Genomic DNA, 22,035 nt, shown 5'->3' on the forward strand with positions numbered 1-22,035 from the left:
CATGAATAGTTGCAGGTTGATGTGAGCGGCCCGGCCAGTGAGCGGGACCGCGCCCCACTGGTGGCCCTGGAGACCGGTGGGCAGGCCACCGTCCTGAGCTACAACGTGCCCGAGCCGACCGCGTACCCCGGTCGGAACTTCATCGACCTGCCCTTCGACGCCAGCTACTTCACCTCAGCCGTTACGCAGGCACCCGACCGGGAGGTCCTCGCCGGCCGACCGCTCGGCGAGGTGGTCGGCATCGTGCAGGACTCGCTGACCACCGGCTACCTCGACCCGCGCGTGTTCCCGCTCGCCCAGGGCGGTGGCCACGCGCTCTCCGGCGCCGCCCGGGTCCGCCGGACCGGTGCGCGCATCCGCAGCCTCGGCAGCGCCAAGCAGTGGAACCCGCAGACCGGCGAGGTGGACGAGCCCGACATCCCGGTGGAGGACGAACCCGGCCATTCCGGTGGTGGCTCCGGTGCTGGCTCTGGTGGCTCCGGCGGTGACGCCCCGGCGGACGACAGCGTCTGGGAGATCGCCGGTCACATCCAGGCCGGGATGAGCGTCGCCGTCTACACCGACCTGTGGGGCAACCAGGTCCCGGTCTTCGTGCCGCAGCCCGCGGCGCCCGAGCCCCGGCTGATGCTGGTGGAGGAGTACCGGCTCTCCACCTACCTGGGCGCGTACGGGGCGGGTCGGGTGGTGCAGACCACGACGCTGCTGCCCGGTGAGCGGACCACCGCCAGCGTCAAGACGTACACCCGGTCGAGCAGCACCCAGGCCGAGGCGTCCAGCATCCTCGACTCCTTCTCGGAGGAGAGCGCCACCGACTTCGAGACGGCGGTGCAGTCCGAACAGTCCGACCAGAGCGACTACGCCAAGAGCTTCGAGTACAACGCCGAGGCGGAGGCGTCGGCGAGCTGGGGCTTCGGCTCGGTCAAGGTGTCCGGCGGGGTAGCCGGCTCGACCAACTCCTCCCGCCAGGAGTTCGCCAAGAACGTCTCCTCGGCCACCGAGACGCACGCCGCCAGCGCCTCGTCCAAACGCGACGTCCAGGTCAACACCAGCTCCGAGGTGTCCACCGAGGTCGGCGAGGAAACCTCGATCACCCGGGAGATCGCCAACATCAACCTGTCCGCGCCGCTCAACTACGTCTTCCGGCAGATGAACCAGGAATTCGTCACGTTCCTGCACCTGGTGGACGTGCGGGTGGCCTTCTTCAACAACTTCGCCGAGTCGAAGCGGGAGCGCACCCTACCCGAACTCGACGCCCTGCTCGACGAGGTGATGGTCGACGACGAGGCGAAGAAGACCGAGGTACGCGATGAGATCCTGCACTCGCTGCGTACCCTGGCGGACTGGCGCGGCGAGCCGGTCACCGACGCGCTCAAGCGCAGCCGGTACCCGGAGCGGGACGGGTCGGTCACCACCGTCTGGCAGTTCAACCGGGAGCGCGTCAGCGAGTACCGGGACGCGGTCACCGGCACCTCGTTCACCGTGCCCGGCGTGATCCTGTCGGTGCAGAAGAACGTGATGCGGACCGAGGGCATCATCGTGGAGGCCGTGCTGGGGCAGGCCCTCGCGCTGGACCGGTACAACAGTGACCTGCAGGACGAGGCGCTGCGCGAGCGGCGCATCGCCAACGAGGCCGCCGAACTGGCCAACAGCCGCGAGCGCCTGGCGCAGCAGGTGGTGGGCACGGGCTCGACCGAGCAGGCCGACCGGTACGCCAGCGTCTTCCCACCGGCCGGTCCGGTGTCCCCGAGCCCGGCGTCGTCCACGCCGAGCACCTGATGGCCGCGAGCGTCCGGGCCGCCGACACGCTGGTCACCGCGCCCGCCGCGGTCAGCGGGCCGGTCCAGGTCGCCGACGTCACCGCGCCACCCGCGCCCGGAGTCGACGTGACCGCCCCGGGCGCACTGCGGCCACCCGCGTCGCTGCCCCCGGGCGCGCTGGACCACGCCGCTCGGATCAGCGTCGACGACCTCGCCGACCCGATCGCCCGCACGCTGCGCGATGTCGCCGCGGCCCGGCCCGACCTGTCACCGCTGCTGACCGCGCTGCGTACCGGACTGTCGCCCGACCCGGTGGCGTTGGCCGCGGTGCTGCAATCGGTCTGGGACCAGATCGTGGAACTGGCCACCGAGCTCAGCGACCAGGCGATGTCCGGCCGGCTCTGGTCCGAGGCCGGTGCGCTGGCGCTGGGCCTGGCGCCGTTCGGCCTGCTCGCGCCGGTGCTCGCCGACGTCGCCACCGCGTTGCTGGACGAGTACGGGCCCGCCCTTCCGCCGATCACCGAGTATCCGACCGAGCTGCAGGTGGCGTGGGCGGCGCTGGAGTCTTTCGCCGGCGGCATGACCGACGAGCTGACCGGGGCCGGGCTGCTCAGCGCCGGCTTCTACGCGGAGATCTACGACAAGTTCTCCGCCAGCATGCTCGAGCACGCGCTGATCGCCACCACCGTGGTCCAGGCCGGCATGGTGGTGGGCATCGTCGAGTCCGTGGTCGGCGACCTCGTCGGCCTGGTCGCCCTGGTGCTGCTGCTCTCCTCCGGCCCGGTCCTGATCGCGCTGCTGACGTACGTGCTCTGGTCGGCCTGGCAGGCCGGCGCGGTCCAGTTGGCCGAGGATCTCGGGCGCGGGCTGGCCGGCCTCGTCACCGAGCCACTGGGCAAGCTGCACGACGCCGAGACCGGCGTGCCGTTCCTCTATCTGCTCGGCCGGCTGATCGGCCCGGCCTTCCTGGAGGCCGTCCTGGTCGCCACCGGCGCGTCACCACTGAGCATGGCGGCCAAGGGCGGTCCGCGGGTAGCCAGCGCGCTCGTCCTCGTGGAGAAGATGAAACCAGCGCTGCCGCCCACGGACGGTGCCCGGAAGCTGGTCCGGCTGATCGAAGACCGGGCCGGCGACGCGCTGCGCTATTTCCAGCCGCTGCTCGACGAGATCGGCGGGGACGCACTCGGGCAGTTCACCCGGCTGATGGCGCGCGAGCGCACCCCGGAGCTGTTCGAGGACCTGCGCGACCTGATCGAATCCGATCTGGACGGCGCTGCCGCCACCCTGGCCAAGGTGCTGGCCACCGTAGACGGGTACACCGACCAGCAGTACCGGGGTCTGCTGCTGCTCTCCCAGCATCCGCCGCACTCTCCGGTACGCGGCGGAGGCCCGTACTCGCAGTTCACCTGGGCTGAGTTCCTGGCCGAGGAGGGGCTGGAGGACACCGTGAAACTCCTGGTGGACCTGCTCGGCGCGGTGGGACAACGCATCCAGTACTCCGACGGAGGGCTGACGACCGTCATCTCGGAGTTCTTCTCCGGCGGCGGTCGGACCACCGGCGCGGCCGGCGCGCTCATGGCGGCGAAGAGCATCCTCGACACCAACCCCGGCACCTGGCTCCGGTTCGAGGTCGGCGAGCTGCGCCGGGTCGTCGACATCGTGGCGTACGAGATCCAGGCGACCGTGGCCAACGGCCGGGTGGTGCGCCGGCTGGTGGTGAAGCTGGAGGCGGAGATCAAGACGTACCCGAGCGGCGTGCTGGACCCGGAGCGCCGGGCGAAGCTCCTCGTACAGATGCGCAAGGATCTCGTCCGGCACGCCACCGGCGGCGATCCGACGCTCGATGAACTGGTGTGGCTTCTCGACCCACAGGGTTACGAGGCGCTCGCCGAGGAGTTCAAGGTGATGTTCCTGGAGGCGTTCGACAAGGAGGCGGGGACCATCGCAAAGGCCGGGGTCGACGTCGACGTGGTCCGGGAGGCGCTGCTGGACAAGCTCACGTTCGACGTGCTGGTGAACTTCTACCAGACGCCCTGACCGAGCGCCCGCCGGCTCACGGGGTCACCGGCAACGCCGAGAACGATCACAATCATCGGGGTGCACCGTCGAGTGTGGAAGCGGGTCCTGCTGGCCGTCGTCGCCGTGCTGGGGGCGGGCGGGACCGCCTGGGTCTGGCTGCGCTACGACTTCGAGAAGGCCAACTGGGCCTGGGGGCGTCGTCGCCGGGTTCATCGCCGTCTACGTCGTGCTGGACCAGGTCTTCGCCAACCGGCCGGCGCTGCCGAGCGCGGTCGTCACGCACCGGCGCGCCGCCGCCGACCAGCTCGCCGAACTCATCCGCCGCGACCCGACCGACGAGACGCTGCTGCGCGCCGTCGACGAGCCGTGCCCGCTGCCGGTGCGCTGGCCCCGGAGCGCTTCTTCCCGTCGTGGCGGGCGATCGAACAATCTTCTCTGTCGGCACAGCAGCCGCGACAACGGGGCGGCCACGAGTCGGAGCGTGGTTCTACCCTGCCGGGTGACAGCAATCCGCCTCGGGAGAAGAGAAACGTTCGTGCGACGGGGATATTGGCGAGAGTCCGGGGACGCGGTCACTGCTGAGGAGGCCTACGACATCTGGGCACCACACGCGTACGACGTCCTGCGGGAGGTGGCGCGGCGATATCACGCCATCATCACCTACGGTGACGTTGGCAAGGAGGTGCAGGACAGGTCGGGCGTCCGGACCTCCGCGCTCCTGCACAACTGGATTGGTGCCGTCCTGGGGCGAGTGGTCCGGCGTGCACACGACCAAGGTCACCCACCGCTGACGGCGCTGGTCGTACACAAGGACGACGGGAAGGTCGGCGCCGGATACGCCGAGGTGTTGCAGATCGCCGGACAGCCGCCGGTCGAGGACGACCTGCAACGCGAGCGGCATGCCGCGTCGGCGCGGCTGGACTGCTACCGGTACTTCGAGGCGTCAGGGCTTCCAGCGGACGGCGGCCAGCCGGCCCTCGCACCGAGACTGGAGGAGGCCGTGCGGCGCCAGCGCCGGAGCGCTCCACAACCTCGCCGCCCCAGCTGTCCCCGGTGCAGCATCCAGCTTCCGGTGAGCGGAGCCTGCGGCTACTGCGACTGATGCCTGTCCGGGGCGTCGCGGCCTCCTGCGCGGCAGCCCCGAGCAACCGCCACCGGCACACGCTCCGACCTGAACTGATCATGGTCATATGATCATCTGCCGCCCGGACCGGGTTGGTCCCGCGGATGGAGGGGTTGGCTGATGGCGAAGCACGACAGGGAATCAATGGCCGATCGCTTCGATGCGGCCTGGAAGGCGCTCGAATCGGAGCTGAAGCATCGCTGGAGGGAGCGGACCGGACGCGACCCGGGGCAGCAGCAGACCGTAGTCAGCCTGCTGACCTGGGCCCGGGACCAGAAGCTGCTCACCACCGATCAGGAACGGTTCCTGGACCGGTGCCGCAGCGTGCGCAACGCCTACACGCACGTGTCGTTCGACGGCTACTCCGGGCCGATCGCGTCCCCGCCACGGGAGATCGTGGAGCGCCTGGAGAAGATCCTGGGCGGCCTTCGGCATCCGCGGAAGGTCGGGGACATCGCCACCAAGGCCAGCACCTGCCTCCCGACCACGCCACTGCGCGAGGCGCTCCAGACGATGCACCGGGGTGACTTCTCCCAACTGCCCTACCGGGACGAGCAGCGCGGCTGGCTCCTCGTGACCCGGGAACAGGTCGGACGCTGGGCGGAGGCCAAGGCTGAAGCCGACGGCATGGTGCTGCTCGACCTGAGCGCCGCGGTGTCGGAACTCGCGGACCACCCAGAGGTCGGCCCGGTGCGTCCGACTCGACTCGACCCGTCGGCCACGCTCGCGAGCGCCGTGGCCGCGCTCGAGTCGGCCCTGCACCGGCCGGACGATGCTGACGGCGGTTACCCCCTGGTTCTGGTGACGGGCAAGGGCGACAAGGCCCCGGTGCAGGTGCTCGCTGTGGACGATCTGCCGCGGGCGTACCGCGAACTTGGCCGCTGATTCGACGAGGCTGACCGATGCGAGAGCTCAAGGCCGCTTACCAGGTGGTGACGGGACGGGGCGCGTCAACCAGCAGGGTCGTTCAGCCGCAACGGAGACCAGCGGTCGTCGATCGTCAGCCGCCGAGGTAGCGGCCCCACCAGTGGGGGTCGGTCGCCTCGACGTACTCGGCGCCGGACGGGCTGTGCTCGACCTGCGCCACGTAGTCCCGGGCGAGAGTGTCGGCGACCCAGGCCAGTTCCAGCCGGGACAACCAGTCGACGGGGAGGGCATCGGGGCCGTGCGCGGCACCCAGGAGCGCACCGGCCACGGTCGCCGCGTGCTTGGCCCCAGCGGACGACGCGAACAGCAACGCTTCCCGCACCTGGTCCCGCTTCCGGAAGGAAACCGCCACGTAGACGCCCCCGAGTAGCGCGCCGTGCGCGGTGTCGCCAGCGGCGAGCCGGGCCAGCTCCCCCGCCTGAGCGGGCTTGGCTTCGGCTGCGGCGAGCGCCGGCGCGAGTGTGTCTGCGGTGGTGCCGGGCCAACTACCGTGCGGCATGTGATGAGCCCTCATGGCGGCTCCAGCGACATCGTTGCCCAGCTGGATCAGGTGGATCATGTTGGCGCCCAGCGCCGCCGCTGCCAATGCCGAGCCACCGTGACTGAGGGCTGCCAGGCTGGCGCCCAACGCACCGGGCGACTGCCACCAGGTGCAGAGCCCCGCCGGGAGGACGCGCGTCAGGCCGTGTGCCCCCATGCTGGCGCCGCCCGGGCGCTCCAGCGTGCCAGCCTTTCCTCCCTGCAGGGCGGCGACCGTGGCGGGCGCGGAGCCACGCCGCTCCCGCAACACCGGGACCTTCCCGAGCCAGCCAGTCATCGGGTCGCTCCCGTGTGCCGGCTTCACGCCGGTGATGCCCTGGAGCACCGCCCACCGGTTGTAGGCGTACCAGACCACGCCGGGCGGGTGGGTCAGCCCCTTGTGCATGCCCCGCACGTGCGCCCGAATCAGGCCGTCGACGGTGAAGCAGGCGAGTTGGCCCGCGCTCGTCGCCCGCAGTGGCCCGCTCGCCGGTATCGTGCCACCCGTCGCCCCGATGGCGTCACCCAGCATCAGCCCCAGAACGCAGCCCCGAGCGGTCGCCAGTTGCGGCGCAGTCCTGATCATGCCGCCGAGCATAGGGCGAGGCACGGTGGGAGCGCGCGGAGCGGCGGGCCATGGTGTCAGGAGCGCGAGCCGGACGGAGGCCGGCGAGTTGGACGTAGACCTCGCGCTTCGCGGTCGCCTCGCCGCGACGGTTAAGGACGTAGCCGGTCAGCCAGATCCAGCCGTGGTACGTCGGCTGGGCGGAGACCGAGACGACGCGGAAGGTCAGGGCGCGGCTCCCGGCGAACTGCACCGAGGCCCGGCCGTCGATGGTGAGCAGGTCGCCGGGGGATGGCCGCGCGGTCACCAGTGACCGGAGTTGTGGGGGTGGTCCTGCGGCGGCCGGCACTCCCGCGCGTGCACGGTCTGCCAGTTGCGCAACGCCCGCTTGATCCGGTCGTTCTCCTGGCTGAGCAGCCGTACCGCCTCGTTGAGCATGGTCAGCTCGTCGGCCACCCGGGCCTGGAACTCGCGTACCTCATCGGGGTCGACGCCGCGCTGCCGCGCGGCAAACTCGCGGGTCCGCACCTCGTGCGGCGTCAACCGGCCCGGGTGACCGGCCGGGTAGGGCTGGCCACCTCGATACACCTGTGCCACGACGATCCTCTCTGCGGGCAGGCGGGAGCGCGGAAGCTCCCGGCAGGGGGTGTGGAAGGGCGGGCCGTCCGCGCGGGGGCCGCGGGCGACCCGCCCGCTCGGCCGCCGCAGCTCGATTCAGCGGTACGACAGCAGAGCAGTCCGACGGGTCGGGACGGGCACGCACACCCGCCCCGACCGGGGGATGAGCCGAACTCGTTGCCACGCGAGGAGCGGCTCCGACCCAACATAGCTAGATATGTCAGATGAGTCAACGTCGCTTGTTAGGCGCGTCGCGGTGTGATCGAATCGGATCGCCACGCGAGGAGTGCCATGCGAGAAGTGCCGGATTACTGGCGCATCGCCGATGATGTGATCGCCGACGTCAGGTCGAAGAAGTTGAAGCCGGGGGACAAGCTGCCCTCGATCGTTGAGCTGCGCGCTCGTTACGACGTCAGTCACGGAACCGTGCAGATGGCCTACGCCCGGCTAGAGGCGCTGCGGGTGATCCGGCGGCAGCAGGGCAAGGGCGTCTTCGTCACCGACCCGAAGACCTGGATGCGCGAACCGTGACCGAAGTTGCTGTGGCTTAATCCGTCGCAGTAGTTCAAAGTCTCAATCCGTGTGCGATAACGCATCATGGCGGAAGGCCTCAACTGGCAGCATGTCGGTGAGTCGGTCATTGGGCACTGGTCACCGACCTGCCGGGCGACGGGGCGTCGCCCGTGATGGAGGCCTGGCGGGCGAACCGGCTCGCCCAGGCCCGGGCGCTGGAGCTGATGCACGGCCAGGTCGTCGCGGACCTGCCGGTGAACGACGACTTGGAGATGGAGCCGTGTCGGTCGGGTTCGCCGGTGCCGGTGCCGGTCCTGGTCCTGGTCCTGGACACGATGGTGCTCAGCCACTTCACCCTCGCCGACCGGTTGGATGTCCTCCAGAATTTGCTGATCGAGGCGGACTGCTGAACGACGTAGGTCGTCATCAAGGAATTGAGGGCGGGGGGCGATCACCGTCCCCACGGGATGGGGATGGTTGCAAGTGGAGTCATGACCGTTCGGGTGGTGGCGACGAGATCAACTTCGGTGCACTCTGGCCGTTGTGAAGGCCTTCGTGGGAGTGACGGACGAGAAGTGGTACCGCTTTCTGGCGGCCCGCCCCGGCCTGAACGAGGTCAACTTCTGGCGCCCTTCAGGAGGCGGATTTCGTGCACTCACCCCTGGCGAGCCCTTCTTCTTCAAGGCTCACTATCCCCTCAACCGGGTCATCGGTGGCGGCTTCTTCAGTGGCTTCACGCAGTTGCGGATTTCGGAAGCCTGGGAGCTGTTCGGCGAAGCCAACGGCGTCGCCAGCCTCGATGAGATGCGTCGTAGCGTCGGCCGGTACCGCAAGCAGGCGATCGGCCTTGACGAAGATCCGGTCATCGGGTGCATCTTTGTCCGCGATACCACTTTCTTCCCGAACGAGTCCACCGTTGCGGCGCCGCCCGGATTCGCGTCGAACGTCGTACAGGGAAAGACCTATGATCTTGCCGACGGGCTCTCGGCCGATTACTTCAACCTGTTGATCCACCGCCTGATCGGTACGACGGTCGAGCTTGATCTGAGCGAGCCCTGGCACCGTCCGGGGCCGGTGTACGGGGATCCCAGGCTGGTGCCGCAGCGCCTCGGTCAGCAGTCGTTCAAGGCTGTGGTGCTCGGAGCCTATGGTCGGCGCTGCGCCATCACCGGTAACAAGGTCCAGCCGGTGTTGCAGGCTGCCCACATCCGGTCGCTTCCAATGGGCGGCGAGCACCGCCTGGACAACGGTCTGCTCCTCAAGTCGGACGTCCACATCCTCTTCGACAGGGGCTATCTGGGGGTGGATCCGAAGCACCGGCTGATGGTCAGCCCACGGCTGCGCAGCGAGTTCGGCAACGGCGACCAGTTTTACTCCAAGGCCGGAACGCAGATAGCCCTTCCAGAGCGGCGTGGCGACCGGCCGAATGGTGAGTTCCTGGAGTGGCATCTCGATACGGTGTTCAAGGCCGCCTGAGAACCTTCACGGCTCTCGTACCCGGTGACCGCAGCTGCCGGCTCGGGAACCCGTCAGGCTCGCGCTGCTCGACGAGGAGTTGACGGCTGACCGTTGGAGTGCCGGAAACCCGCGGCGTGTACGAGTCCGGCGAGGAGGTGCGGCTGTGGGTGGCGCAAGCACCCATCGACACCCATCGTCCTGGCGATGGACGCGGGCGCGGTGGACCTGGAGGAGTGGGGACGGCGCGGTATCGACGGGCCGGAAGGCCGGACCAACACCCTCGCCGAGGAGAAGCTGTTCCTCACCTGCCTGGACATCGACACGGCGCTGTGGTTGCTCCTTTCGAGGCATGGCCCGGCAAGGGTGCGGGTAGGCGGCAGCCATGACTGGATTGGTTGCGCACCTGCACGGTGGGCCACTCGACGGGGTGGACCGGCAACTGGCTGGCGCCACCGACGAACTCGTGGAGTTCACCCATGAATCCCGTGAAGGCACCTGGTACGTGGAGTACCGCAGGGTTCGCCGCGACGATGACGGATGGCATTACGAGGCGACCGGTGGGATGGAAAAACAGGACGAAGAGTAAGCAGTAGCTGCAGAAGAGCCGCACCCTTCGCCCGGTGATTGTCGGGCGTCGGCGCGGGTAGACGTCAGCGCCAGCCCGGGCAGCGACCACCGCAATCGTGGCCGCGGCTGACCACTGTCTGCTGGCCGCCGCGCTTGGGGGTCGCTGACTGATGTACGACGTGACACCGTCATCCGTGCCACGGCGGTTGTCGGGGGAGATCGTGGAGCTGAGGGTCCACGGGGTGGCAGGCACCGGGGCCGGCCAAATGCTCGGTTGTCAGCACGTCCATCAGGTGGCCGGCGACCGGCGGGCCGGCTTCTACCGCCCCCGGGCGCAATCCCGGCATACCTCTGGTCCGGGCGGGACGGTGCTGGAGGCGTACCAGTGGAGCGAGCTGCCCTCGGGCACCGCGGGGCGGACGCTGTCCCTGGTCTTTCTCCTGCCGTTCATGCTGAGCAACATGACCTTCTGGATGCGTCCAGCAGGCGGGGGCCGGCAGTCCGGCGTCACGGCGCTGTGCCGGCTCCTCGCGCTCACCCTGACGCTGCTGTACGCGCTGACGGCAGCCGGGGTCGTCCTCGATCTCCTCGGGTGGACATGCCTGGGCTCGTCCCGTTGTCTCGCCGGGCGTGGCTGGTTGTCCTGGCTGGCAGGCCGACCGGTCGGCCTGCGCCTGGCGCTGCTGGCCCTGGTGCCGTTCGCCGCGGTGGCACTGGTGTGGTTGCTCAGCGCACGGCAGGTCCGCTCGTACGGATCCTCGCGGTTGCCGACGGCAAATCCGCAGGATGCCCACTTCACGGCGTTGGACCGGTGGGACGTTTCGCCGACGGCAAAGCGGCTTCGCGCGATCCACGTCGCCGCTGCTTTCCTCACGCTGGACCTCGTGCTGCTCGCCGCACGCGCCGCCGCCGGGGCGTCCGTGGCGGTGATCGTGCTGTCCGCGCTCACCGGAGCGCTGCTGGCCACGTGTGTCGTGCTGCTCTGCTTCTCGGGCGCGCTGGAGCCGACTTCGACCGACAGCACCACGGATCGGATGCCGGTGGTGCTGCACGTCGTAGCCGGCGGCCTGACGGTCGCGACGCTCGGGGCCGTCGCCATGGAACCGGTCCGCTGGCCGCGGTCGAACGGGCTGCCCAGGTACGACGCCATCGTCGCCATCGTCTTCGTCGCTCAGACGGCGCTGCTCGTCGCGCTCGCCGTACTGGTGCTGTGGCGTCCTGGCGGCCGGGACCGCCGGCCGGCGCTGCTGCACGGGTTGGGCGCCGTCATCGTCGCCACAGTCGCGGCGGGCCTGGCCGGAGCCCTTTCCGGCGAGTTGGTCTACCGGACGGCGTCCCTGCTCAGCGGGGCGACGTTCGTGCTGCGGCCCAGCGACCCGGCGGTGCCAGCGCCGGCGTACCGGTGGGCGATCCTGGCCTTCTTCCTGACCACGATCGCCGGCGCGGCGACGTGGGCCATCATCATCCTGTCGGCTCGCGCGGACCGTCGGCGGACCGCGGAGGCCATCGTGACCCGGGACTACCCAGCTCCTCCTCCGGAAGCGACCACTCAGGTGCAACGAGTGAGGAAAGTGGTGATCCGGGCTTCCCTCACCGAGCAGCTGGGCTCACTTGGCATCGCCTACGCGTGCCTGACCGTGATCGGGCTCGCGGCCGGCGTGTTGGCTCTTGCGGGCTTGGAGCCCGGCCCGCTGGTGCAGGACCGCCTCGGAGTGCCGAGTGGGGCGGTGAGCGTGGTGATGGCCATCGGCAGTTACATGATCCTCGCGGTCGTCGGCGGGCTTCTGGTGGTCGGGCTGTTCCCGCACGAGACGGCGGGGTTTCGCCGCTACGGCGGAGTGCTGTGGGACATCGGCACCTTCTGGCCCCACGCGGCCCACCCGTTCGCGCCGCCCTGCTATACCGACCGCGCGATCCCCGAGCTGACGGATCGGATCTGCCGGCTGGTGCGGCGCTACGACGGTGTGGTGCTCAGCGGACACAGCCACGGGTCGGTCATTCTGGCCGCAACCGTGCTGCGACTCCCCCCAGAGGTGCGGCGACGAGTCGCGCTGCTCACCTACGCCTCCCCCCTCAAGCGGCTCTACGCCCAGCTCCACCCCGCGTACTTCGGCGAGCCCGTGTTGCACGAGATCGGCGACCGGATCGGGTGGCGCTGGCTGAACCTGTGGAGCGACACCGACCCCATCGGTGGCTGGATCTTTTCCGGGCATCGGCCCGAGGACCCTCCCCTGCGCCCTTCGCCCGCCGCGTTGGTGGATCGCCGCCTACGCGACCCCGAAAACGTGCTGCCTCAGTCAGGGGAGAGCGCCCCGCCACGGGTGAAGGGGCACATGCCAAATGAATCGGACGATCGGTACGCCGCGGCCGTCCGTGAGTTGGCAGACCGGCTGCGAGCAGACCGGGGGCAGCGGGGTAGAGGGCCGGACCATCGGGCAGCGTGACGGCGGAGCGTCAGTGCGTCAACTGGAGTCCGACGGAGACTCCGCCTTTGACGCCGTCACGCCCGACGGCGAGGACGTCTCGTACGCCGGCTTGTCGGCCTCCGGCTCGGGCGTGCCGTTCGCCCGCCCTTGGTCGGGAGCGGCGACATTGTCGAACCAGAGGTGCGGATGGAGCAGGTCGGCATTGACGGGGCCCGCCGTCCGCAGTTTCCTGCTCCACTCCGCGGCGGCCTCGGCGTCCCGCTTGACCTGCTGGACGGCGCTGATCAGGTCGTCCTTGACGTCCTGCCCGAAGGTTTCGGCCGCCGGGCTGTCGACGAACAGCTCCATGACCGTGATCCACTGCCGGCAGATCCGCTCGGCAGACTCAGCCCGTCGCCGGTGTACGTCGTACTCGCGCTCCACCTTGATGAATTGTTCACCGTACGGTCGGAGGAGTTCCCGCACCTGCTCGTCAAGCTCCACCGAGATCTCGGGTTCGCAGGTGACCATGGCGTCCGCTCGCCCGTAAGTCCACCGGCCCTGCCTAGCCAGTTCGTGTTGCAGCGCCACCTCAAGCTTCCCGGCCTGCGTCGCTGGGAGGGTGCGCGAGAGCTTCGCCGCGGCGCGTCTTACCCGCTGGCTCGCCTGCTGTGTCCAGGTCTGGGCGTGCCAGCTGAGCTGGTCCGCGCCCAGCCGATCCGACGACCAGGTGAAGGTGGCGCGGACGATGAAGTGGAAGACGTAATCCCGAGCAGGCACCGTGAGCGGCCCCGACGCGGTTCGTCGTTCGACGAGTTGGCTGGGTCGGGCTGGTGGGACGGTCGGTGCCGCGGCGGGCTCGGCGTCCTGCAGCGCCGCAACAAGCCGCTCCCAGTGCGTCTTCATCCACTGTCCCGCCCGGATGATCGCCTTCCAGGTCAGGTCCAGCTCGTGCAGATCGGGTTGGCGCCGCCGGGCAGGCGGCTTCGTGCTAGAGGTGTCCGTCATGTCGTCCCCCTGTAGCCCGGGGGCGCGAAACCGCGCTCAACAGCGGAAACCCGTCGTCGTTGACGCGTCGGAAGGTGTTCACCGCACGCTACCAAGTAGGCCGTCACCTTCGCGGCGCTCGTGCAGGCTCGGAAGCGTGACACCCAGACAATCTGACAAATGCCGTGATACGAGGAGATATCCCGCTCGCCGCACGTTGACCTGCTCGATCACCAACTTCGTCGCCGGCTGCTCAAACCCCGCGACACCACGGCCCGCGAGGCGATCGGCAGGGCCTTCGACGCCACCACCAAGGTACGCCGAGAGGTCTTCGACGCACTGCTCGGGGAAGTCGTCCGGCAGTCAACTCATGAGGGCCGAGGCTGCAGCTGCTGAGCGCGGGGTCAGTGGGAGTGGGCGGGCCGGTCCAGGATCGCGCTGAACCGCTCTTCGGCCAGGTCGAGCTGACCGAAGATGTGCCGCTTCACGGCCGCCGACAGCGGGGTGTCCGGCCGGGCGATCAGGTCGCGGTACAGCGGGACCAGCGGCCGGTACTTGGTCGCCGAGGAGACCACCTTCGGCCCGACGGTGTGGATCACGCCGACCCCGTTGTCGGTGAAGTCGGACACCTTGATCACCCGGGCCCACGGTTCGTGCTCCAGGCTCACCGCCAGGTGCTCCCGGTACTGCGTGTGCCGATCCCGTCCCGGGTCGTACGCCGGGTTGGTGACCGCGGCGACCAGCCGGGCCACCCGCGACCCGAACCGTTCGGCCAGCGCGGCCAGTGCCGCCCCGGTCGGGTCGGCGCCCCCGTCGGTGCCGGCCAGCTCGGCCGGGTGGTCCTCCACCGCGTCGTGCAGCAGCCCGGCCACGATCACGTCCACGTCGCGGACCTGGTAGTGGTGCATCATCCGGATCGCCACGCGTAGCAGGTGGTTGAGGTAGGGCTCACGTACCCGCCGATCGTCGCGGTGCAGCTCGGCGGTCAGGTCGAGCGCGGCGTTCAGCCGCTCCCGGGCGGGTTCGTCGAATCCCTCGATCTCCAGCCGGAAGCGTTCCAGCAGGCCGGGTTCGCCGTGCATCTCGGTGATGGCGTGCATCGGCATGCTGCCCAGGTACGGCGGGAAGTCCATGCGTCACTTATAGCGGATCTTCACCACGCGGCCGGACCCGTGCGTCGGCGACCCGACCCTCGGTCACCGCCGACCGGTCACGCACTTGACCAGTCGCACGGTGGTGCCGTCGGTGGTGCCGTCGATGCTCGCCTGGTCCATCAACCGGGACATGATCAGTCGCCCCCGGCCCCGGTCGGTGTCGCCGGCGGGTGCCTCCCGCCACCCGCCGGTGTCGCTGACCACCACCTCCAGCCGGTCGGCGCGCAGCCGCCCGCGCACGGTGACGGTGGTGCCGGGGGCGAACCGGTAGCCGTGCTCGATGGCGTTGGCGCACGCCTCGCCGACGGCGATCAGCACCGCGTCCACGTCCGGCTCGCCGATGCCCAGCCCGGTCAGCCAGTCGGTTAGCGCCTCCCGGGCGGGGGCGAGCTGCGCCGGGTCGGCGGACAGCGCGGCGGCGAAGACCGCCGGCTCGCGGTGCCGGTAGACCAGCACCGCCACGTCGTCGTTGCGCGGGCCGGACAGCAGGTCGCGGACCACCCGGTCGGCCAGTTCGCCCTCGGGCAGCTCCCGGCCCTCGGTGAGCGCGGTGACCGCCCGCGAGATTCCCGCGTCGATCAGCTCCCGCCGCCGCTCCACCAGCCCGTCGGTGTAGAGCAGCAGCGTCGAGCCGGGAGCCAGCTGCGCCCCGGCCTCCGGCCGACTGGCCACGGCGATGCTGGCCAGCGGCACCGAACCGGCGTGGTCCAGCAGGTCGCAGCTGCCGTCGGGATGCACCAGGATGCCCGGCGGATGACCGGCCGAGGAGTAGCGCAGCACCCCCAGCGACCGGTCGATGATCGCGCAGAACACGGTGGTGCAGGCGCCGCGGGGGATCATCCGGGCGAAGTCGTCCAGCGCCGACAGCACCTCCGCCGGGCCCTTGGCCTGCAACAGCAGCGCCCGGCAGGCGCTGCGCAGCTGGCCCATCACGGTGGCCGCGGGCAGCCCGCGTCCCACGCAGTCGCCCACCACCACGCCCACCAGGTCGTCGGGGAGCGGCACCACGTCGTACCAGTCGCCGCCGACCTCCAGCGGACGCACCGCCGGCTCGTAGCGGACCGCGAACCCGGTGGGCAGGTCGGTCGGGCCGAGCATCGCCCGCTGCATGGCCAGCGCCACCGTGCGCTGAGTCTCGTAGGCGCGGGCCCGGACCAGCGCCTGGGCCAGCGCCACGCAGAGCTGGCGCAGCAGCGGCTGGTCGATCGCCGACAGCGGCCGCGGCGGGTCCAGCTCCAACCACACCCCGCTGGGTACGCCGCCCGGCTCGATCCGGGCCGCGAGCGCGCGGACCAGACCGGCGTCGTCGTGGACCAGGTGCGGCTGGCCGTCGGCGTCCAACCCGTCCAGCAGCCGCCGCGTCGGCCCGGTCAGCTGCGCTCCGCCGGTAACCACCAGCGGGTTGCCGGCGGCGTCTGCGCAAACCGCCACACCCCGCGCCCCGCCGAGCAGCTCGCGCAGCTCGGCGAGCCCGGCGTGCAGCACCTCGGCGATGTCGGTCGCCGCGGCCAGCCGGGAGGCGAGGGTCGCCAGCCGCGTCTGCCGCGCCGCGGCGTGTACGTCGGCGGTCACGTCGCGCAGCGTCGCCACGTACAGCCGGCGGTCGGTGCCCGGTTCGCGCAGCGTGCTGTACACCGCCTCGGCCCAGACCCGGTGCCCGTCGGCGTGCCGCAGGGGCAGCGTCACCCGGCCGCTGTCGGTGTCGCGGGCGGCCCGCAGCTCGTCGGCGAGGCGGCGCCGATCGGCGGGCTCGGTCCCGGCCTCCGGCCACCACGGGTGCGGGGCGGCCACCGGGGCGTCCAGCCGGGCGACCCCGATCAGCTGGCAGAACGCCTCGTTCGCCTCGACCAGCGTGCCGTCGGCGGCCAGGACCGCGAACGCGTCCTGCATCGAGTCGATCAGCGCGCCCCGCCACGTCGCCTCGGCGTTGCGCAGCCGGGCCATCTCCAGCTGGGCACCGACGCGGGCCAGCAGCTCCTGAGCGGAGAACGGCTTGACCAGGTAGTCGTCGGCGCCGGCGCGCAGCCCTTCGACGGCCGCCTCCTCGCCGGCACGGGCGGAGAGCAGGATGATCGGCAGGGCGGCCGTACGCTGGTCCGCGCGCAGTGCCCGGACCAGCCCGAAGCCGTCCAGCCGGGGCATCATCACGTCGGTCAGCACCAGATCCGGGCGCACCTCGGCGATCCGGTCCAGCGCCTCCCGCCCGTCGGCCGCGGTCACGACCCGGTGCTGCGGCGCCAGCAGCCCGCTGAGGAAGCTGCGCAGGTCGGCGTTGTCGTCGACCACCAGCACCGTCGCCGCGCCGTGCGGGTGGGGCCCGGGCGGCGGTACGTCGGGGCGGTCCGCGACGCTCGGCGCCAGCCACCGGGTCGCCTCGTCGAGGTACGGCCGCCGCCGTGGCTCCGGCCGGTCGGCTCCCGCAGTGGGCTGGCCGTACGGCAGTCGGACGGTGAAGGTCGAGCCCTCGCCCTCGACCGAGCGCACCCGCACCTCACCGTCGTGCAGCCGGACCAGCTCCTGCACCAGGGCGAGCCCGATGCCGGTGCCCTCCTGGGAGCGGCCGGCGTCGCCGCGTACCCGGTGGAAGCGGCGGAACACCAGCGGCAGCTGGTCGGCGGGAATGCCGACCCCGGTGTCGGTGACGGTGAGGGTGATCCGCTCGTCGTGGCCGGTCAGCCCGAGGCGGACGGCGCCGGCCAGGGTGTACTTCAGCGCGTTGGAGAGCAGGTTGACCACGACCTTCTCCCACATCTCGCGGTCCACGTTGGCGCTGCGGGGCAGCGGCTCAACCTCCACCCGGTAGTCCAGGCCGCCCTGGCGCATGGCGTGCGCGAAGGACTCGGCGATGCCTGCGGTGGCGGCGGCCAGGTCGGTGCCGACCCGTTCCGGTCGCAACCGGCCGCCCTCGATCCGAGCGAAGTCGAGCATGTCGTTGACCAGCTTGTGCAGCCGTCCGGTGTTGCGGTGCACCAGCTTTAGCCGCTCACGCTGCCCCGGCGGCAGCGGCTCCCGCCGGTCGTCCAGGCTCTCCCGCACCGGCCCGGCGATCAGCGTCAGCGGGGTGCGCAGCTCGTGGCTCACGTCGGTGAAGAACTCCGTCTTCGCCGCGTCGAGCTGGGCCAGCGTCGTGGCCCGGCGCCGCTGCGTCTCGTACGCCAGCACGTCGGTCAGCGCCGTCGAGACCCGGTTGGCCAGCAGGTGGAAGAAGTTGCGGTACCGCTCGTCGAGTCCGCGGTACGGGCTGACGCCGGCGACCAGGACGCCGACCGGCCGGTCCCGCCCGGTGGCCAGCAGCGGCAGCACCACCGCCTCGTCGACGGGCACCCTGCCGTCCGGTCCGCCGGCCGGCCAGTGCCGGGTCAGGCCGGTCAGCCGCCCGGGCCGGCCGGTGCGCAGCACCCCGGCGATCTCGGTCAGCTCCCCGGGTCGCGGCACCCACCCGTCGGTGGCACCCGGGCCGGCCGGGAGCGGCGCTCCGAAGGAGGCGGCCGGCACCAGGTCGGCGGCCGGCTGGTCACCGGGATCGTCCATGATCGTGGCCTGGTCCCGCAGGTAGATCATGCCCAGCGGCAGGTCGGCCGGGCTGCCGCCGAGGACCCGGGCCGCGGCCCGCGCGGCGTCGACGGGACTGTCGGCCTCGGCGATCGACAGCGAGCCCAACTCGCGCAGCGTCTCCAGCCGGCGGTCGCCCACCACCCGGGCGGTCACGTCGGTCGTCGCCACGAAGATGCCCGCCACCTCGTCCCGCTCGTCGCGCACCGGGCTGTAGGAGAACGTCCAGTACGTCTCCTCCCGGTAGCCGTGCCGGTTGAGGAAGAGCTGCTGGTTCTCCGAGTAGGTGGCGCCGCCTCCGCCGAGCACCTGCTCGGTGAGCGGACCCAGGGTGTCCCACACCTCTGCCCAGCAGTGGGCACCCGGCTCGCCGATCGCGGCCGGGTACTTGTCGCCGAGCACCGGGGTGTACGCGTCGTTGAAGATCTGGACCAGCTCCGGGCCCCACCAGAGCAGCATCGGGATCTTCGACGGCAGGACCGTGCGGACCGCGGCGCGCAACTCAGCGGACCAGCCGGAGATCGGCCCCAGGGGGGTGGCGGACCAGTCGGTCGCGCGGTGCGCCACGCTGGTCGGGTCGCTGCCGGGGAACATCGCCTCGACGGACGGGCGCGTCCCGACGGCACCCTCCCCACCTGCTGCACCCGACACGTCCGGCCTCCGTCCCCCGCGCGCCGCCGGACCCCGGGCCGGCTGTTCCGCGGCGCTGCGTCGCACCATCTTCCCCAACGGGGGTCGGGTTGAATCGTGGCCGGTCCGCAAGGCGACGGGAGTCACCTCGTCGGCACGCTGCGCGACGCCCACCACGACCGACGGGTCACCCGCCCTGGATCGCCTCGCGGTGGAGATGGACCGGCACGGCGCTCACTGGCGCTGATCATGAGGTCAAGTCGCTGTTACCCGGATCGCCTTGACGATCGCCGGGATCGAGCCGATCAGCAGCACCAGACCCCAGATGATGGCGATCACGGCGAAGACCAGCGCGGCCACGTCGTCGAGGATGCTCACCAGGATCACCGGCACCAGATGGTGCAGGCACTCCAGCACGACCGTGCACAGCAGCGTGGTGAGCGTCAGCAGCGCGAGGCCCTTGTTCTGCAGGAAGCGCGGCTGGGCCAGCACCAGCAGCCCGGCCCAGACCAGCTTGAGCAGCAGCACCAGGCCGAGCAACACCGACGCCTCGCCGACCGGGAAGAACCCCCACAGTGCCAGGTACGCCAGCGTGCCGAACGGCGCGGCCAGGAACAGCGACACCATGATGGACAGCTCCACGAACGCGATGACCAGCGCCACCAGCCCGACGATGATCAGGAGGATCGAGAAGATCAGCGTGGCCAGCCCCTGCACCCGACCCTGAATCCGCTCGGGCAGCAGCAGGCCCAGGCAGAACAGCCCGTGGTCCAGACGGCCACCGCGTCGATCAGCGCCAGGTAGCCGGTGCCCCGGCCGGAAGGCTCGCTGACCCCGGACACGTCGTCGAGTTGCACGTCCAGGACGCCGGCGCTGTCCGCCAGCGCCGCGCCGGTGGGCGCAGCACCGGCGGCGCGGTCGGGGTGGGGTGGTCCACCTGCGCCGGCACGTCGATCAGGAGCGCCGGCCGGGGACCGGTGCCGAACGCCGTCCACAGGGGAAATGAGCCCGCCTCCAGCATCACCTGGTACCGGCCGTCGGTGGTGGTGGCGGTGAGCACCCGGTCCAGGACGGGCAGCCCGGCCGGCCCGGTGACGCAGAGCAGGTAGCGGACGGTGAAGCGGTACGGCTCCCGGACCGCGCCGCTGGAACGGGTCTGCTGGGCCGGGCGCAGCTCCAGCGGCCAGAGGGTCAGCCCGGCGGCGTCGCCGTCGGTACGGGGCGGGCCGACCGGGACGGGCTCCCCGGCCGCGGTGGCCAGCCAGGCGGCCAGCTCGGCGGTGGCCGTCTCGATCGGTCCGCGCCCGTCGGTGCTCATCGCGGCGGCGTCCCCTGGATCCGGTACGCGATGGCCTCGTTCCAGACGTGCGGGTAGACGCCGATCTCGAAGTACCGGGTGAAGCGGTTGATCGGCGCGTTGGTGTGGTCGTGGTAGAGCAGCCACACCGGGGCGATGGTGAACAGCACGTAGTTGGCCAGCACCAGCGGGATGTAGAGCGGGCCGAGCAGCCGTGCCTGGAAGATGTGCACGTCCTCGTGCCGCTGGATGCCGGGGCTGGAGCCGGCGCAGACGGTGCCGATCGTGGTGGCGTAGCGGGGTGAGACTCCCTCCACCAGGCTGACCCGGCCGCTGCCCTGCGAGGTGGGCCGGTCCAGTGTGTGCCCGAAGAGCAGGTGTACGGCCAGGTAGATGGCCCCGACGAGCGTGTTGAGCAGGCTCCAGGTGTGGTCGACGACGAAGAGCGCGATGCCGCGGGCGTCGGCCGCGTACACCCCGGCGGAGGCCACCGCCCAGCCGAAGATCGCGCCGACCAGCAGGCCCACGACGGCGCCGATCAGCAGGCCGATCGGGCCACCGGCCCAGAGGCCGAACAGGGCGCCGAGGACGACGTGCACCGCCGCGCTGACGATTCCGAGGATCATGACGTCACCTCTCAGACCCAGGAGCGGAAGACACGGGGCTCGCGACCGTCCGCCACCCGGGTCGGCGTCGCCTGCCGGTTGCCGGGGGGGAACTGGTTGACGCCCAGCGCCGCCGAGAAGATGACCAGCGCGTTGAAGAACGCGATGATCCACTTCTCGGCGCCGACGTCGGTGGCGAACGCGGCGGTCAGGTAGGACAGCGCGAGCGCGATGCCAATGGCGATCCACTTGCGCAGCTTGTCGCCGTCCGGGCCGATCAGCCCGCCGATGACGTTGGTGGCCAGCAGGGTGGCGGCGCTCGCGCCGGCGAGGCTGCCCAGGGCGGCCCAGGTGAAGAGATCGTTCACGGCGATCCCCCTTCGGTTGTGCGTTGGTGCGACCGGGATGTGGTGGTGGTGAGGTTCGGCGCTCCCGGTGGGAGCACCGGTGCCGGTCGCCGTCGTCGTGGGGACGGCCCGGTGCCGGGAGTGGCCAGCGGGGCCGGCCACCGATGGGTCAGCCGGGCCCGGGTGCGCCGGCGGGCGGGCCCGGCGTGGTCGGTCCCGGCGTGGTCGCGGCCGGCGCCGTCGGACGGCGGCGACGTAGCAGGAGTACGCCGACCGCGGCGATCAGCAGCAGCAGGAGCAGCCCGCCGACGATCAGCAGCCAGGGGAACCCACCCTCGTCACCGGCGGCGACCGGCGAGGTGGACGGCCGGGGCGGCGCCTCGGCGACGGCTCGCAGTTCGGTCGGCTTGTCCTGGTTGGGGTCCACCTTCCAGCTGACCGACCGGCCGTTGACCGTGCCGTTGCTGTCGATCACCCGGCCGGGAAATGTCACCGAGATCTCGAATGACATCAACCGCAGGAACGCCTGCTGATTCTGTGGATTCTGTTCGGCCACCTTCCCGCCGTATTTCGTCGGGTCCAGTGGCAGTGTGAAGCGGTAGAAATCGCCGTCCCGGACCAGTTTGACGCTCTCGCTGTCGAACGTTTCCTGTGGCGCTCGGCCATAACTGATCTGGGTACCGAAGAGTTTGCTGTCCTCGTACCCCGTCTCCTCGCCCGGCGGAAGCGCCGGGATGTTCTGCCGCAGTTCCGCGAAGGCCGCCGGAACATTCTTGTTTCGCGAGGTCAGCAGGGACTTCTGGGCGGTCAGCAGCAGTTGGCCGTCGACCGTGTCATCGGCGTTGACGGTGAGTCCCATGTTGAGCTGCATGCAGCCGCTCAGCGCGGCGAGAAAGAGGAGACACACCGCGACGCGGAGTGCCTGACCGCGGTTGAATCTCCTGTTCATGGAGATAGTGTGTGTGATCCATTTCACACGGGAAGTCAGCGAT

19 protein-coding genes are annotated in these 22,035 nt (G+C 70.7%); 9 read left to right on the forward strand and 10 right to left on the reverse strand.

Translation table 11 applies throughout. The features are described 5' to 3' along the window. Positions 1–9: 9 nt before the first annotated feature. The 4 genes from ACFOW4_RS18850 to ACFOW4_RS18865 all read left to right on the forward strand — a co-directional run bounded on the left by ACFOW4_RS18850 (position 10) and on the right by ACFOW4_RS18865 (position 5,784). A complete protein-coding gene (locus ACFOW4_RS18850; RefSeq protein ID WP_377529446.1) occupies positions 10–1,776 on the forward strand; it encodes a hypothetical protein in 1,767 nt (588 codons plus the stop codon). Then, positions 1,776–3,794, forward strand: coding sequence for a hypothetical protein (locus tag ACFOW4_RS18855; RefSeq protein ID WP_377529449.1), 2,019 nt, complete (start codon positions 1,776–1,778; stop codon positions 3,792–3,794). Before ACFOW4_RS18850 ends, ACFOW4_RS18855 begins: the two co-directional genes overlap by 1 nt. A 208-nt stretch (positions 3,795–4,002) precedes the next feature. Beyond that, the gene (locus tag ACFOW4_RS18860) at positions 4,003–4,878 is read left to right on the forward strand and encodes a hypothetical protein (protein ID WP_377529450.1); all 876 of its coding nucleotides are present in this window, start codon (positions 4,003–4,005) and stop codon (positions 4,876–4,878) included. 141 nt (positions 4,879–5,019) lie between these two features. Further along, positions 5,020–5,784, forward strand: a complete 765-nt coding sequence (locus ACFOW4_RS18865; protein WP_377529452.1) for a hypothetical protein — start codon at positions 5,020–5,022, stop codon at positions 5,782–5,784. 115 nt (positions 5,785–5,899) lie between these two features. Here ACFOW4_RS18865 and ACFOW4_RS18870 read toward each other — a convergent pair whose 3' ends face one another. Beyond that, entirely contained in the window at positions 5,900–6,931 is a 1,032-nt protein-coding gene (locus tag ACFOW4_RS18870) for an ADP-ribosylglycohydrolase family protein (RefSeq protein WP_377529453.1), read from the reverse strand. A gap of 282 nt (positions 6,932–7,213) precedes the next feature. Further along, positions 7,214–7,507, reverse strand: a complete 294-nt coding sequence (locus ACFOW4_RS18875; RefSeq protein WP_377529455.1) for a DivIVA domain-containing protein — start codon at positions 7,505–7,507, stop codon at positions 7,214–7,216. A 312-nt stretch (positions 7,508–7,819) separates the two neighbouring features. On the opposite strand from ACFOW4_RS18875, the gene ACFOW4_RS18880 reads away from it, so the two are divergent. From ACFOW4_RS18880 to ACFOW4_RS18900, 5 genes are all read left to right on the forward strand, one after another. After that, on the forward strand, positions 7,820–8,059 hold the full coding sequence (locus tag ACFOW4_RS18880; RefSeq protein ID WP_089020718.1) for a winged helix-turn-helix domain-containing protein: 240 nt from the start codon (positions 7,820–7,822) through the stop codon (positions 8,057–8,059). Positions 8,060–8,211: 152 nt separating this feature from the next. Next, positions 8,212–8,451, forward strand: coding sequence for a hypothetical protein (locus ACFOW4_RS18885; protein WP_377529456.1), 240 nt, complete (start codon positions 8,212–8,214; stop codon positions 8,449–8,451). A 133-nt stretch (positions 8,452–8,584) separates the two neighbouring features. Next, the gene (locus ACFOW4_RS18890; RefSeq protein WP_377529458.1) at positions 8,585–9,517 is read left to right on the forward strand and encodes an HNH endonuclease; all 933 of its coding nucleotides are present in this window, start codon (positions 8,585–8,587) and stop codon (positions 9,515–9,517) included. A 364-nt stretch (positions 9,518–9,881) separates the two neighbouring features. After that, positions 9,882–10,085, forward strand: a complete 204-nt coding sequence (locus tag ACFOW4_RS18895) for a hypothetical protein (protein WP_377529459.1) — start codon at positions 9,882–9,884, stop codon at positions 10,083–10,085. Positions 10,086–10,332: 247 nt separating this feature from the next. Further along, positions 10,333–12,510 carry a hypothetical protein gene (locus tag ACFOW4_RS18900; RefSeq protein WP_377529460.1) on the forward strand — a complete coding sequence of 726 codons (2,178 nt, stop codon included), beginning with the start codon at positions 10,333–10,335 and terminating at the stop codon, positions 12,508–12,510. Between the two features lie 18 nt (positions 12,511–12,528). Here ACFOW4_RS18900 and ACFOW4_RS18905 read toward each other — a convergent pair whose 3' ends face one another. The 8 genes from ACFOW4_RS18905 to ACFOW4_RS18940 form a co-directional block, all read right to left on the reverse strand. After that, a complete protein-coding gene (locus tag ACFOW4_RS18905) occupies positions 12,529–13,479 on the reverse strand; it encodes a hypothetical protein (RefSeq protein ID WP_377529462.1) in 951 nt (316 codons plus the stop codon). A 383-nt stretch (positions 13,480–13,862) separates the two neighbouring features. Further along, entirely contained in the window at positions 13,863–14,591 is a 729-nt protein-coding gene (locus ACFOW4_RS18910) for an HD domain-containing protein (protein WP_377529463.1), read from the reverse strand. Between the two features lie 63 nt (positions 14,592–14,654). Continuing rightward, positions 14,655–18,815, reverse strand: a complete 4,161-nt coding sequence (locus ACFOW4_RS18915) for a SpoIIE family protein phosphatase (RefSeq protein WP_377529464.1) — start codon at positions 18,813–18,815, stop codon at positions 14,655–14,657. Between the two features lie 234 nt (positions 18,816–19,049). Then, positions 19,050–19,511, reverse strand: a complete 462-nt coding sequence (locus ACFOW4_RS18920) for a hypothetical protein (protein ID WP_377529467.1) — start codon at positions 19,509–19,511, stop codon at positions 19,050–19,052. Positions 19,512–19,584: 73 nt separating this feature from the next. Next, complete coding sequence (locus ACFOW4_RS18925) at positions 19,585–20,112, reverse strand: hypothetical protein (RefSeq protein WP_377529469.1); 528 nt, start codon at positions 20,110–20,112, stop codon at positions 19,585–19,587. After that, on the reverse strand, positions 20,109–20,717 hold the full coding sequence (locus ACFOW4_RS18930; RefSeq protein ID WP_377529472.1) for a glycine zipper family protein: 609 nt from the start codon (positions 20,715–20,717) through the stop codon (positions 20,109–20,111). The genes ACFOW4_RS18925 and ACFOW4_RS18930 overlap by 4 nt, the downstream gene beginning before the upstream one ends. Before the next feature lie 11 nt (positions 20,718–20,728). Next, a complete protein-coding gene (locus ACFOW4_RS18935) occupies positions 20,729–21,064 on the reverse strand; it encodes a hypothetical protein (RefSeq protein ID WP_377529474.1) in 336 nt (111 codons plus the stop codon). 148 nt (positions 21,065–21,212) lie between these two features. Next, positions 21,213–21,992 carry an LppM family (lipo)protein gene (locus ACFOW4_RS18940; RefSeq protein ID WP_377529476.1) on the reverse strand — a complete coding sequence of 260 codons (780 nt, stop codon included), beginning with the start codon at positions 21,990–21,992 and terminating at the stop codon, positions 21,213–21,215. Between the last annotated feature and the right edge of the window lie 43 nt (positions 21,993–22,035).

It is taken from the genome of Micromonospora sp. GCM10011542 (assembly GCF_042650685.1).
Taxonomy (GTDB): Bacteria; Actinomycetota; Actinomycetes; order Mycobacteriales; family Micromonosporaceae; genus Micromonospora.